Raw genomic sequence first — 13,273 nt, 5'->3', positions numbered from 1 at the left:
TTACACTAAATTTGTTCCTAAAAATGTTGATTTTTCAAAAAATAATCGTTATAATAAGCTCATTGATTTTGAAAAGAGGAATTATTTTTATGGAGAACTTTTTTGATCTTAAAGCTAATGGGACCAAAGTAAGTACTGAAATTATTGCCGGTATCACGACTTTCTTCGCGATGTCATATATCCTTTTTGTTAACCCATCCGTATTATCGCTGACAGGTATGCCTTCGCAAGCTGTCTTTCTTGCAACGATTGTTGCTTCAGCTGTGGGTACTTTATTTATGGGGCTTTTCGCCAATGTACCATATGCGTTGGGACCAGGTATGGGCTTGAATGCGTTCTTTACTTATACAGTTGTTTTTGCCTTAGGTTTTTCTTGGCAGGAAGCTTTAGCACTTGTGTTCATTTGTGGCATGATCAACATTTTTATCACGGTCACTAAGATTCGTAAGATGATCATCACCGCTATTCCAGAAGTATTACAACAAGCCATGGGCGGTGGAATCGGTGTCTTCATCGCGTACATTGGTGTTAAGAATGCTGGCTTTTTGCAATTTACATCAGAGGCGTCCAGCATTGCTTCCGTTAATGGCAAACCGTTTGACCCTACGCAAACGCACTTTAAGGGCGGTTTAACAGATATTGTTTCTAATGGGGGCATTGTGCCAGCTTTAGTTAATTTTTCTCAATCAGGCGCACTATTAGCCTTGATCGGTCTGATCGTTGTTGTTATTTTATTGGTCAAAAATGTACCTGGTGCTGTTCTGATCAGTATCATTATTGCAACTTTGATTGGTATTCCGATGGGCGTTACTAATTTGCATATTTCAAATGCCAATTCCTTGGCTAATTCAGTGCAACAATTGGGAACTACGTTTGGCGCAGCGTTTGGCGCAAAAGGCATGGGGGCGCTCTTCAGCTCGGCCGATAAGTTACCATTAGTTATTATGACGGTCTTTGCATTTAGCTTTTCGGATACATTTGATACGTTAGGGACATTTATTGGGACTGGGCGGCGCACGGGAATCTTCTCAGCTCAAGATGAAGTTGCCTTGGAGAGTGGCTCTGGTTTCTCTTCCAAGATGGATAAAGCTTTGTTTGCCGATTCTATTGCGACATCTGTCGGCGCTATTTTTGGAACCAGCAATACGACGACTTATGTGGAAAGTACAGCTGGCATTGGTGCGGGTGGTCGTACTGGTTTAACGAGCGTCGTCGTAGCCGTTTTATTCTTATTAAGTAGTTTATTCGCACCATTCATTTCGATTATTCCTACGCAAGCTATTGCACCGGCTTTGATTGCTGTCGGCGTCATGATGATGGGATCTTTCAAAAACATTGACTGGGATGACTTGGGCGAGGCAATTCCAGCATTCATGGCTTCAATTTTTATGGGCCTGTGCTACAATATTTCTTATGGGATTGCTGCAGGATTTATCATGTACTGCTTGATCAAAACAATTACGGGTAAAGCTAAGCAGATTCATCCGATTTTATGGGTCGTTACGATTTTGTTTATTGTGAACTTTGTTGTCTTAGCAATTATTTAAGTATTCTTTCTAAAAGCAGGTATAATAAAAAGGCCAAGTGTTTGCGAACACGTGTGGCCTTTTTATTATACCTAAATTTAAATATTTGATGGAGGCAATTATGTTTCAAACAAAAATTAATGACCATCTCAGTTTGCGTAGACTTACCATTCAGGATGCGCAGCCCTTATTTGGGCTCGTTCAGCGAAATATCAGTATTCTTCAGGATTATATGCCTTGGGCAACACCAAATATGACAGTAGAAGACGAAGCAAATTGGATTCAGAACATGTTGAAAAAATCAATTGATGGCACCGTTTATGCGTTTGTATTGCTGTTCGATGATCAAGTAATTGGTGCGCTAGATCTACACCATATTGATCCAATCAATCAACACGCTGAAATTGGTTATTGGTTAGATCAGAGCCATCAGGGGCAAGGACTAATGACTAAGGCGGTTCAAAAACTGGAAGAAATCGCTTTTTATGAATTAGATTTGCAACGTATCGAGATTCAAGCTGTCACCCAAAACACTGCTAGCCGAGGCATCCCGGAACGGCTTAATTACCATTTAGATGGTGTCCTACGTCAGTATTTAAACTATAACGACCAATTTTGGGATGTGGTTGTTTATAGTCACTTAAAGACAGATTGATCACCTATCTGCTTTTTAAATCGATGTTTTTGTCAGTTGTTTGGTTATGCGCTCTTGATGATTCTTGACAATTAATTTGGAAATAGCAGTCGCCATATTTTGGTTTTTTAAAATAGGGCCATGCGCGTAACTCCCAATGGTGTTTTTATAATGTAAGCCTTCAACGCCGTCCTCAGGATTGTTGCCGTAACCTTGAATGACTTTTCCTAGTGGCTTTAATTTATCAGGATCATCAAAATAGGTCCGGCCACTGTGGTTTTCGAAGGCCCGGACTTTACCAAAAGCCGTATCAAATTCTGTATCACCGATCATGCGGCTATCGGCTTTAAAGACGGTGTGTAAAGGCAAGATACCTAAGCCTTTAATGACCGTTCCCTCAGCGGTTTTATAGTAATCACCGAGTAATTGGTAGCCGCCGCAGATGGCCAGCATAGGCTTACCAGTTTCAATGTAATGAGCTAAGGTGGCTTTATGCCGCAGTAAGTCTTTAGCAACAACGGTTTGCTCGAAGTCTTGGCCGCCACCAAAGAAAAGAAAGTCATAAGTTTCAGCGTCAAAATCATCTGTGAGGCTGATATTGGTCACAGTTACCTGGTAACCTTGTTTTTCAAGCAGATAACGTAAGATCTTAACATCGCCGCTATCCCCATAAGTATTCATGAGATCTTCGTATAGATAAGCAATTTTTATGGGTGCAGCTTTTACTGGATCAGTCATTGATAACATGCCTTCTCTCATAGAAATAATACAAGTGTGAAATAATACAAGTGTCTAAAATATAGAGTTATTTTACCCTTGTTTGCCCACTAGTGTCCAATACCAAGAATTTGTTGGATCAATTGTTCAGTTAATAACGGTGTCTGATGAACGATCCATTGAGCAACGGAGGATTGCTGTAACACTTGATGCATGGTTGTTAATGGTAGTAGCGTAAGGGTCCACAGCACTATGAAGAGGCCAAAGTAACCCAATACTAATGCAAGCAAACCACCAGCTAAGCCATTCGTTTGATGCACAACAGGCAGCCAAGTGATTGCTTTTGAAGCTCGAGCTAGCCAAATGATCAAGAAGTTACCCACTGCCAGAATGAAATAAAAACTGATGATATGGGTCACATAGGTCACAATAAAATTAGGATTAAATATTTGAAAGAAATTGGCAATACCTTGACTAAAGTCCGTATTATAACGATAGGCAATCAAAAAGACGAGTAACCCGCCAAGTGTATAGATCAATTGTTTGATAAAACCACGGTGGTAGCCGTGAAAAAAAGCACCGATCAATAATAGAATTAAAAAAATAGACAGAATCATCATGCTAGTCCTTTCGCATGTTTCTGTCTAAATTTTAACAATATAATTGGTGCGGCGCATCAACCCAAAGATGTAGCTTAGTTAAACTTTGCGGCCCATTTTTTAGCTGAGGTAACGGCTTGAGCTTCTAATTTTGCCCAGTCATCATATTGAGAGAGTTCAATGACTTCTTCATCGTCACTATCATTAAACGTACTTTTGTTGTTCACAATAATGGTATATTCGTCAAAGTGGAAACGATCATCGCGGTGACGTACTTGAAGTGTAAAGAAAGCAGCTTCATAATTGGCTGTATTATCTGCTTCTTGGTAGAGAACTTGTAGTTCACGTTGACCATCGTCAAATTCGACAACTTTTAATGCTTGCCATAAATGTTGGTAATTTGTGTGTAATTCTTGTAATTGAGCATCAGATAATTCTTCATCATAAGTTACTTTTTTCCCTGCGAGTTCCATCCAAAGACTTCCTTAATCAATATATAAAACACTAATCTAATCATAGAATGAACTCATATAAAGTCAAGGTACAATAAATAATTCTTAACACCTTGCATGAATTATTAAGATAGTTTAAAGTTATTGAGGACGTGAAACATCGATGTTTCACAAGTAAAGTTTGGAGGCCCATGATGTCCCCGGAAACATTTAGAACAATTTTAGCACAGCAATTTCAAATTGAAGTCTCAGACACGCAATTACAGCAGTTTGAGACATATTTTAATTTTTTAACAACTCAAAACAAAGTTGTTAATTTAACGGCAATCACGGAAAAAGAAGCCGTTTATTTGAAACACTTTTTTGATTCAGTGACACCGCTGCTCTATCTTCCTGAACTTTTTACGAGTGATAGTCGTATTTGTGATATCGGTGCTGGTGCGGGTTTTCCATCCTTACCTTTAAAAATCCTGCGGCCGGACTTAAAAATCACGATCATTGATTCGCTAAATAAGCGTATCAATTTTCTCGGTGAATTGGTGGCTCAGCTTAACTTGAGTCAAGTGACACTAAAACACGGCCGTGCCGAAGACTTTGCGCGTAAGGGACAACCGTTGCGGGAAAGCTTTGACCTAGTGTTAAGCCGTGCAGTGGCCCAATTACCAATCTTAAGTGAATTTTGCTTACCCTATGTTCAACCAGAAGGCTATTTTTTGGCATTAAAGGGTCGTCAAGGTGCTGATGAATTGACTAAAAGCCGTTTTGCTATCGCCACGCTAGGTGGTAAGTACATTAAGACAAAGTCATTTACATTACCTGACTCTGATGAAGCTCGGGATATCATTGTGATTCAAAAACGAAAGCAAACACCAAATCGATACCCTCGTAAAGCAGGTATGCCAGCTAAACAGCCATTGATTCAATAAGCGTCATATATCGGGAGGTGCATTATGGCATTTGCGTCATTTTTTGGTAAGAATCGTAAAAATAAATCAGATAATGAACTGAAACAAGTTCAAGAATTACCCGTGGCAGCAATTGTACCCAATCGGTATCAGCCACGTAAAGTATTTAAGGCTGACAGTATCAACGAATTAGCTGAGACAATTGAAAGCCATGGCTTGTTGCAGCCAATTATCGTGCGTGAATATGAACCGGATAAATATGAGATTATTGCCGGTGAACGGCGTTTTCGAGCCGTTGGTAAACTTGGCTGGGAAAAGATTCCAGCAATTGTAGATAAAATGAGTGACGCTGAAACAGCGGCGATGGCATTGATTGAAAATTTACAACGTGAAGAACTGACACCGGTAGAAGAAGCTCAAGCTTATCAAGAGCTATTAACTCAGGGACAGATGAAACAAGGCCAGCTGGCTGAAGCGTTAGGCAAGAGTCAGTCGTTTATCGCCAATAAATTGCGATTATTAAGGTTATCTCAGCCAGTAAAAGAAGCAATTATCAATGGCGAACTCAGTGAACGACATGGCCGAGCACTTTTGCGTTTGAACGAGACAGATCAGCAGATCGCACTTCACAAAATATTAAGTGAAGCGTTGAATGTCAAAGAAACAGAAAATTTAGTAGAACAAACGATAAATCCTCAAACAACGCTACAGCCACTATCAGAAAGTGAACTAGCAGCTATGCAAGTTTCAAATCAAGCTGAATCACCGACAAGTCAACCGGCCAATTTAGATACGCTCAACACAACGCATCGTGTATCTGATGAAGAGGCGCAAGGATTCACACCGCAAACAACGACTAAGACCGCACATAAACCCAAAATTTCTGGCAAGTCTAAAGATCCGAAAGTAGCCATCAATACCTTGCGTCATTCGTTAAAATTGATCCAAGATGCTGGGTTGCCGGTCGAAATAGATGAAGATGATGGTGCAGATAGTTATACGCTTAAAATTAAGATCAGTAAGCGAGGCGGGGCAAAATGACACGTGTGATTGCGATTGCAAACCAAAAAGGCGGCGTGGGTAAGACCACCACGACGATTAATTTAGGGGCTAGTTTGGCTAGTGATGGTCAAAGAGTACTTATCGTTGATACCGATCCTCAAGGTAATGCGACCAATGGCTTAGGTATCGATAAAGGTAAAATCGAACATGATATTTATCATATTTTGATTGATGAATATCCGCTTGAAAAGACAATTCAAACAACACAACATGAAAATCTGGATGTTGTACCAGCAACAATTCAATTAGCTGGGGCCGAGATCGAGCTCGTTTCACAGATGGCTCGCGAGACACGTTTGAAATTAGGTTTAAAAAAAGTTAAAGCACAGTATGATTTTGTTTTGATTGATTGTCCGCCATCATTGGGGCAACTCGCGATTAATGCTTTTACTGCCAGCGATTCAATTTTGATTCCCGTACAAAGTGAATACTATGCTTTAGAAGGCTTGACCCAACTATTGAATACGATCAAGTTGGTTCAAAAGCATTTTAATCCAGATCTAGCGATTGAGGGTGTGGTCATGACGATGTACGACGCTCGAACAAATCTGGGAACACAAGTTATTGCTGAAGTGCGGCAGTTCTTTGGTGACAAGGTATATGATGTGGTAATCCCACGAGTGACTAAATTGGCGGAAGCACCAAGTTATGGTTTGCCGATTATTGATTATGATCCTAAATCCAAGGGCAGTCTGGTTTATAACGAGCTTGCAAAGGAGGTGCTGAAGAATCATGGCTGAAAGGAAAAAAGCTCTAGGTCGAGGAATAGATGCTTTATTTCAAGATTTTAATGGGGAAACGACACACGATCAGGAGACGGTTGAGACATTAGCGTTAAGTGAATTACGGCCTAATCCCTATCAACCAAGACGAGATTTTGATGAAACGGCGCTTCAAGAATTAACCGCTTCAATCAAAAAGAGCGGTGTTTTTCAACCGATCATTGTACGGAAGAGCATCCAAGGCTATGAAATTATTGCCGGTGAGCGGCGCTTTCGAGCAAGCAAGTTAGCGGGTAAAACAACAATTCCAGCTATTATTCGCGACGTCAGTGAAGATGAAATGATGGAAATCGCTGTACTGGAAAATTTACAGCGTGAAGATCTCACGCCAATCGAAGAAGCTTTGGCCTATGAAACTTTGATCAAAAAATTAAATTTGACGCAAACGGAAGTATCTAATCGTCTGGGCAAGAGTCGACCCTATATTGCCAACTATTTGCGCTTGTTGACCTTACCAGAAGCCACTAAGCGGCTTTTACAAGCCAAACAGCTATCCATGGGTCAAGCACGTACACTGCTTGGCCTGAAGAATAAGGCCCAAATTGATGCATTAGCGCGGCGAACCATCAAGGAATCTTTGACTGTACGCCAACTTGAAAAAATCGTGAATGCACTGAATGAAGAAAAGGCATCTAAGCAAGTCATCAAGAAACCAGTCAAATCAACCTTTATTCGCGCAACAGAGCAGCATTTAGCCGATAAGTTTAATACAAAAGTAACCTTAGCAGAACAAAAAGATGGTAAAGGTAAAATTGAGATCGGTTATTTATCTACTGAAGATTTAAATCGAATTTTGGATATTTTAAACGTTTCTTTAGATTAATAGTAGTCAATCATGGACTTTTGCTTTATGCTAGATTTTGACACTTTAAGGAGGACTCGAATGTTTGCATTAGGTGATATCGTAATGATGAAGAAACAACATGCATGCGGGACCAATCGGTTTGAGATTATTCGGATGGGCATGGATATCCGTATCAAATGTCTTGGCTGTGGCCATCTAGTTATGATGCCAAGAAAAGAGTTTCAAAAGAAGATGAAATCAATATTAGTCAAGGCTGATGCGGTGACGGCGGACGAAGTGAACTATCAAGATGTCTTACATCGGCCACGTCCAGATGAATTATTATAAAATAATGTATTAGAAAGTGAGTTTTTAAACATGGCATTAACTGCAGGTATTGTCGGATTACCCAATGTCGGAAAATCGACGTTGTTTAACGCAATCACAAAAGCTGGCGCTGAAATGGCTAACTATCCTTTTGCAACAATTGATCCTAATGTGGGGATGGTTGAAGTACCCGATGAACGTTTGGCTAGAATTGATGAATTGATCCCAGCTAAGAAAATCATTCCTACGACCTTTGAATTTACCGATATTGCGGGTATTGTTAAAGGTGCCAGCAAGGGTGAAGGTTTAGGAAATAAATTTTTAGAGAATATTCGCCAAGTTGACGCGATCGTTCATGTGGTTCGAGCATTTGATGACGATAATATTACGACGGTTTCGGGTAAAGTTGATCCGTTAGAAGATATTGAAACAATTAATTTAGAGTTAAGCTTAGCTGATTTAGAAAGTGTCAATAAACGCTACGCAAAAGTAGAGAAAGTTGCGCGTACTAAAGATAAAGATGCCATGGCTGAATTTGCTGTCTTACAAAAGATCAAGCCAGTACTAGAAGATGGTGGCAGTGTCCGTAGTATTACGTTTGATGAAGACGAGCAAAAAATTGTAAAGGGGCTATTTTTATTAACAGCTAAGCCGGTAATTTATGTCGGAAATATTGCTGAAGCTGACATGGCCGACCCAGATGCCTCCCCTTATTATCAACAGATCAAAGACTTTGCAGCGCAAGAAAATGCGGAAGCCTTGGCAATCTCAGCTAAAACTGAAGAAGAAATTGCAGAACTGGATGATGCAGATAAAAAAGATTTTCTAGAAGCAGAGGGCGTTAGTGAGTCTGGTTTAGATCGCTTGATCAAAGCTTCCTATCATTTACTTGGTCTAGCAACTTTCTTTACCGCTGGCGGCAAAGAAACACGTGCTTGGACTTTTAAACGTGGTATGAAAGCACCACAAGTGGCAGGTATTATCCATTCTGATTTTGAACGTGGCTTCATTCGGGCGGAAGTGATGTCTTATACTGATTTAGATCAATTAGGTAGTGCCCAAGCAGTCAAAGAGGCTGGCAAACTAAGACTTGAAGGTAAAGAATACTTGGTACAAGATGGCGACATTATTGAATTTAGATTTAACGTGTAAAAATAAGGATGACAAGTGAGGTGGCTTCAGTGGATAACCGTGAAAGAAACCAAAAGGCGGCAGAAAAACAGCAACATGTTAAAGCGGTAGAAGAAAAGGTAACATCGACAGTTGCGGAAGTGAGCCAAGCACCGTTACAACAACAAATAGATGCCTTAACAAAACGCAATCGAGAATATGTTTACCGGTTGCGTAAGGCTTTAACAGCAGGCGGCATGTCAGAAACGGAACAAAATACCAAATTACAAGCACTATTGCCAGAAATCTTAATGGCACAACAAAAAGGTCAACCGGCAAATCAATTGTTTGGGCCGCCAGTTGCTAAGGCGGACAGTATTATTAATGCGCCTAAGCCACCTAAAGTTGTTAAGCTATGGATGAAAATGGTGGACTCAACGTTGTTATTTGGTGTTTTTATGTTTGCTTTAGCGGCTATTTCGCTCTTTACTAATAAAAACGTCAATCCAAATCAATTGCGTTCGTTTGGCATCGTCAATTTAATCATTATTGCCCTCATTGCTGGGGTTGGGTTTACTTGGTTACAGGAGAAAATATCTGCGCCTAAAGCCAAACGATTGCCAATGTGGCAGTTGATTATTTTATCTGCTTTAGTTGTGATCGGGATGTTTGTTTTGGTAAGTGTAAGTGCCATGTTACCACCTGTAATCAATCCGGTTCTACCAGCAGTCGCTGATGTAATTATCCTAGCAGTTCTGTTTGGCGTACGGTATCTTTTTCGGAGAAAATATGGTGTTACTGGTGGTATGTTCAGCACACCACGGCCAACGACCGACAATCGGTCTAAATCGTAAACTGAGAAAATTGCCATAAATTACGAACGTCAATTTGACAATATGTGATTTTAATGAGTTTTTTGATATAAAAAAGGACATTTATACTTTAATTTTGATGAATGTTTGTATTTTTAGCGTAGAGGTATTGACTACCTCTATTTTTTTTGTTATTTTATTCAACAACACAAATCTGGAGGTCTTGCCACATGTCAAATTGGGATACAAAGTTTCAAAAAGAAGGATTAACTTTCGATGATGTCTTATTGGTTCCGGCCGAAAGTCATGTTTTGCCGCATGATGTTGATTTATCCGTTCAATTAACGGATAATATCCAGCTCAATGTTCCAATTTTAAGTGCCAGCATGGACACGGTAACTGAAGCACCAATGGCGATTGCGATGGCACGGCAAGGTGGTCTTGGCGTCGTTCACAAAAATATGAGCATTGAAGCACAAGCTGACCAAGTCCTCCAAGTTAAGCGGTCAGAAAGTGGTGTCATTAGTGATCCGTTTTTCTTGACAGCGGACCGTCCCGTTAAAGATGCCGAAGCCTTGATGGCTAAATATCATATCAGCGGTGTCCCAATTGTTAATGATCCTGAAACACGAAAATTAGTTGGTATCGTGACTAACCGAGATTTAAGATTTGTTTCTGATTATAATCAACCGATTCAAGGGGTAATGTCTAAAGATAAATTAGTTACGGCACCAATTGGAACTTCATTAGATGAAGCTGAGATTATTTTGCAGCGGCATCGGATTGAAAAATTACCTTTAGTGGATGACAGCGGTCGTTTAAGTGGTTTGATCACAATCAAAGATATTGAAAATGTCAAGCAATATCCTAATGCTGCCAAGGATGTGCATGGCCGTTTGTTAGTTGCCGCAGCAGTTGGAGTTACTAGTGATACATTTGAACGCGCAGAAGCTTTATTAAATGCTGGTGCTGATGCAATCATTATCGATACCGCTCATGGGCATTCGGCAGGTGTTTTACGCAAAATTACTGAAATTCGCGCCGCTTTCCCGGTAGCAACATTGATTGCTGGTAATGTTGCCACTGCTGAAGGCACAGCGGCCTTATTCGATGCAGGAGTGGATGTCGTTAAAGTGGGTATTGGCCCTGGCTCTATTTGCACCACGCGGATCGTCGCTGGTGTTGGTGTACCACAAATAACTGCTGTTTACGATGCAGCGAGTGTTGCCCGAAAACGGGGTAAAGCAATTATCGCCGATGGTGGGATCAAATACTCTGGTGATATCGTTAAAGCTTTAGCTGCTGGCGGGACTGCAGTTATGCTAGGCAGCATGCTGGCTGGTACGGATGAAGCACCAGGTGAATTTGAAATTTATCAAGGCCGACGCTTTAAGACTTATCGTGGTATGGGCAGTCTTGCTGCGATGTCCCACGGTTCTTCAGATCGCTACTTCCAAAGTGGTGTGAATGAAGCCAATAAACTTGTCCCTGAAGGTATTGAAGGCCGCGTTGCCTATAAGGGTTACTTATCTGATGTGATTTATCAAATGGAAGGCGGTCTACGTTCCGGGATGGGTTATGTTGGCGCTAAGACCGTTTATGATTTACAAGATAATGCTCAATTTGTCCGCATTACTGGCGCCGGTTTGCGTGAATCACATCCGCATGATGTACAAATTACCAAAGAAGCACCTAATTATAGTCGCCAATAATCTTTAAGTTAGTATTAGAGAGCGTGAGACAAAAGGCGCTCAGCACCTGAGCACTAACAAGAATTGCGAAAAATATTGGGCTTGCTATTTGAGCCATTCGTGGTTAGGTGAGGGTGCTGCCTTTTGGAACACGTCTAAAATTTAATTGTTTGCAAACAACATAGAGAGCTAGAAATAAAACGTTGGTTTTGTTTTTGGCTCTCTATTTTTGTGTTTAGCACGGACTTTTCAAATACTATCTATCCAAAATAAGCTTTAGTAACTAAATTGTAATACTATTTTTTACGCCATGTAATATTTATAGTGTATTGTAGTCTATGGAATATAAAGTACATATTTCCATTAAGTAAAAAATCATCTAGTTGTGATTAAAATCAAGGGCAGGAGGTAGTTATGACACAACAGACTTCAAATCATAAATCTAAATCTTGGGTGACTAAAATCGGTATTGCATTGATGGCAATGGGTTCAGTTGCACTTTTGAGTGCTTGCCAGAGCAATGCAACTAAGAGCAGTCAGAGTTCTGAAAAGTCTTCCAAAGTTAGTTCGAGTGAAAAAAGCAGTTCTGTAAAAAAGAATCGTGCTAAATCTGAAACAACAACGACAACATCAAGTTCTGAAGTTTCAAGTACAACCAGCTCAGATACAAATTCTAGTCAAACATCAGCTTCGACACAATCGACGACTTCACAAGCAAGTCAGGCGAGTGCCGCAAGCAGTGGTCAAAGTGTCCAAATTACAAGTGGTGATCAAGCGGCGGAATACTTGAAGAGCCAAGTTGATAGCCAGTATCAAAATGTTGCTGGTGGTCAGACACTCTATGGATTTACCAATGAAACCACCTACCAAGGCCAGAGAGCTTATCGCGTTGAAGTTGGTAAGAATAATGGTCGTTCAACAATTGCTGTTTATGATGTTTTAACAAACGGCCAAGTTGTAAAAGTCAATAACTAATAACGAGGAAAGAAAATGAAATTTAAGAAATTTAAGATTGCAACACTATTTACACTGGCGCTCTCCTTAGTCGGCGGCGCAATTGCTGGTGCAGCACAAGTTCAAGCCAGTGATTTTCCAAAGTTCGCGGACGTGGCGAGTTACCAAAGTTCTGATGAATATTACTTCAAAAACTTAGCTACGGGTAATGTGTCCGGTGTTGTTGTTAAATTAACACAAGGTAGTACTGATGGTGATAACTATATCAATCCTAAAGCTGGGGCACAGATCAAGAGTGCTAAAGCAGCTGGTATGAAAGTTAGTTTGTATCATTATGCAAAATATAATGGCAGTGCCGATGCTAAAGCAGAAGCTGATTTCTTTGCAAATGCGGCCACACGTTATGGCTTAGATAAGAATACGGTCATGGTTGCCGATGTAGAAGATTCGAGTTTAACAAATCCCTATGCAGATACGGTTGCTTTCCAAAATGAACTAGCTGCGCGTGGTTTTAATAACCAAGTTGTTTATTCAATGGCTTCATGGTTCTGGGCTAATAAGTTACCACGTAATTATCCAATTTGGGTAGCGAACTACGGTGTGAGTCAACCTGGCGTTGATAACGCAGCAGCATGGCAATATACGTCTAATTACAACGGAATGAGCTTGGATATGAGTTATGACTTCACTGGCTTATTCACGAATAATAGTGTTTCACAAGCACCAGCTGGTAACAAGAGCGTGGTAACAGCGTTAAGTCGTTGGAATGGTGTGAATGCTGTTCATAAAGATGGTTCATTTGCCCAATGGTTATACCCTGATTCTCAATGGGTCAACTGTGGTGAAACAACGATCAATGGTCAAACAGCTTACCAAATCGGTAATGATGTTTATATTTATGCCGGCGACACACATTAA

The 13,273-nt window shown here is 40.4% G+C and carries 15 protein-coding genes; 12 read left to right on the top strand and 3 right to left on the bottom strand.

What is annotated here, in order from left to right:
- The first annotated feature begins 89 nt into the window (after positions 1–89).
- Both FHQ08_RS02135 and FHQ08_RS02130 read left to right on the top strand, forming a co-directional pair.
- Complete coding sequence (locus tag FHQ08_RS02135) at positions 90–1,547, top strand: NCS2 family permease (protein WP_230912740.1); 1,458 nt, start codon at positions 90–92, stop codon at positions 1,545–1,547.
- A 100-nt stretch (positions 1,548–1,647) separates the two neighbouring features.
- The gene (locus FHQ08_RS02130) at positions 1,648–2,181 is read left to right on the top strand and encodes a GNAT family N-acetyltransferase (protein WP_230912739.1); all 534 of its coding nucleotides are present in this window, start codon (positions 1,648–1,650) and stop codon (positions 2,179–2,181) included.
- 15 nt (positions 2,182–2,196) lie between these two features.
- Here FHQ08_RS02130 and FHQ08_RS02125 read toward each other — a convergent pair whose 3' ends face one another.
- The 3 genes from FHQ08_RS02125 to FHQ08_RS02115 all read right to left on the bottom strand — a co-directional run bounded on the left by FHQ08_RS02125 (position 2,197) and on the right by FHQ08_RS02115 (position 3,949).
- Positions 2,197–2,898, bottom strand: a complete 702-nt coding sequence (locus FHQ08_RS02125) for a type 1 glutamine amidotransferase (RefSeq protein ID WP_230912738.1) — start codon at positions 2,896–2,898, stop codon at positions 2,197–2,199.
- Between the two features lie 89 nt (positions 2,899–2,987).
- The gene (locus tag FHQ08_RS02120; RefSeq protein ID WP_230912737.1) at positions 2,988–3,497 is read right to left on the bottom strand and encodes a CvpA family protein; all 510 of its coding nucleotides are present in this window, start codon (positions 3,495–3,497) and stop codon (positions 2,988–2,990) included.
- 74 nt (positions 3,498–3,571) lie between these two features.
- Positions 3,572–3,949, bottom strand: coding sequence for a hypothetical protein (locus FHQ08_RS02115; RefSeq protein WP_230912736.1), 378 nt, complete (start codon positions 3,947–3,949; stop codon positions 3,572–3,574).
- A 173-nt stretch (positions 3,950–4,122) separates the two neighbouring features.
- Between FHQ08_RS02115 and rsmG the strand changes: the two genes are divergently transcribed.
- The 10 genes from rsmG (at position 4,123) to FHQ08_RS02065 (ending at position 13,273) form a co-directional block, all read left to right on the top strand.
- Positions 4,123–4,854 carry a 16S rRNA (guanine(527)-N(7))-methyltransferase RsmG gene (gene rsmG, locus FHQ08_RS02110; RefSeq protein WP_230912735.1) on the top strand — a complete coding sequence of 244 codons (732 nt, stop codon included), beginning with the start codon at positions 4,123–4,125 and terminating at the stop codon, positions 4,852–4,854.
- A 24-nt stretch (positions 4,855–4,878) separates the two neighbouring features.
- Positions 4,879–5,874, top strand: coding sequence for a nucleoid occlusion protein (locus FHQ08_RS02105; protein WP_230912734.1), 996 nt, complete (start codon positions 4,879–4,881; stop codon positions 5,872–5,874).
- Entirely contained in the window at positions 5,871–6,635 is a 765-nt protein-coding gene (locus FHQ08_RS02100; RefSeq protein ID WP_230912733.1) for a ParA family protein, read from the top strand. The genes FHQ08_RS02105 and FHQ08_RS02100 overlap by 4 nt, the downstream gene beginning before the upstream one ends.
- Positions 6,628–7,500, top strand: a complete 873-nt coding sequence (locus FHQ08_RS02095) for a ParB/RepB/Spo0J family partition protein (RefSeq protein ID WP_230912732.1) — start codon at positions 6,628–6,630, stop codon at positions 7,498–7,500. The genes FHQ08_RS02100 and FHQ08_RS02095 overlap by 8 nt, the downstream gene beginning before the upstream one ends.
- Positions 7,501–7,560: 60 nt before the next feature.
- Entirely contained in the window at positions 7,561–7,809 is a 249-nt protein-coding gene (locus FHQ08_RS02090; RefSeq protein ID WP_230912731.1) for a DUF951 domain-containing protein, read from the top strand.
- A gap of 30 nt (positions 7,810–7,839) precedes the next feature.
- A complete protein-coding gene (gene ychF, locus FHQ08_RS02085) occupies positions 7,840–8,940 on the top strand; it encodes a redox-regulated ATPase YchF (protein ID WP_230912730.1) in 1,101 nt (366 codons plus the stop codon).
- Positions 8,941–8,969: 29 nt separating this feature from the next.
- A complete protein-coding gene (locus FHQ08_RS02080) occupies positions 8,970–9,752 on the top strand; it encodes a DUF1129 domain-containing protein (RefSeq protein WP_230912729.1) in 783 nt (260 codons plus the stop codon).
- A 188-nt stretch (positions 9,753–9,940) separates the two neighbouring features.
- Positions 9,941–11,422: an IMP dehydrogenase gene (guaB, locus tag FHQ08_RS02075; RefSeq protein ID WP_230912728.1), complete on the top strand. Its 1,482-nt coding sequence runs from the start codon at positions 9,941–9,943 to the stop codon at positions 11,420–11,422.
- 393 nt (positions 11,423–11,815) lie between these two features.
- Complete coding sequence (locus FHQ08_RS02070) at positions 11,816–12,376, top strand: hypothetical protein (protein ID WP_230912727.1); 561 nt, start codon at positions 11,816–11,818, stop codon at positions 12,374–12,376.
- Between the two features lie 15 nt (positions 12,377–12,391).
- Positions 12,392–13,273 carry a GH25 family lysozyme gene (locus FHQ08_RS02065; protein WP_230912726.1) on the top strand — a complete coding sequence of 294 codons (882 nt, stop codon included), beginning with the start codon at positions 12,392–12,394 and terminating at the stop codon, positions 13,271–13,273.

Origin of the sequence: Agrilactobacillus fermenti (assembly GCF_021030645.1) — a bacterium.
In the GTDB taxonomy this organism is placed as follows: Bacteria; Bacillota; Bacilli; order Lactobacillales; family Lactobacillaceae; genus Agrilactobacillus; species Agrilactobacillus fermenti.
This window is presented reverse-complemented; position numbering and strand designations above follow the sequence as displayed.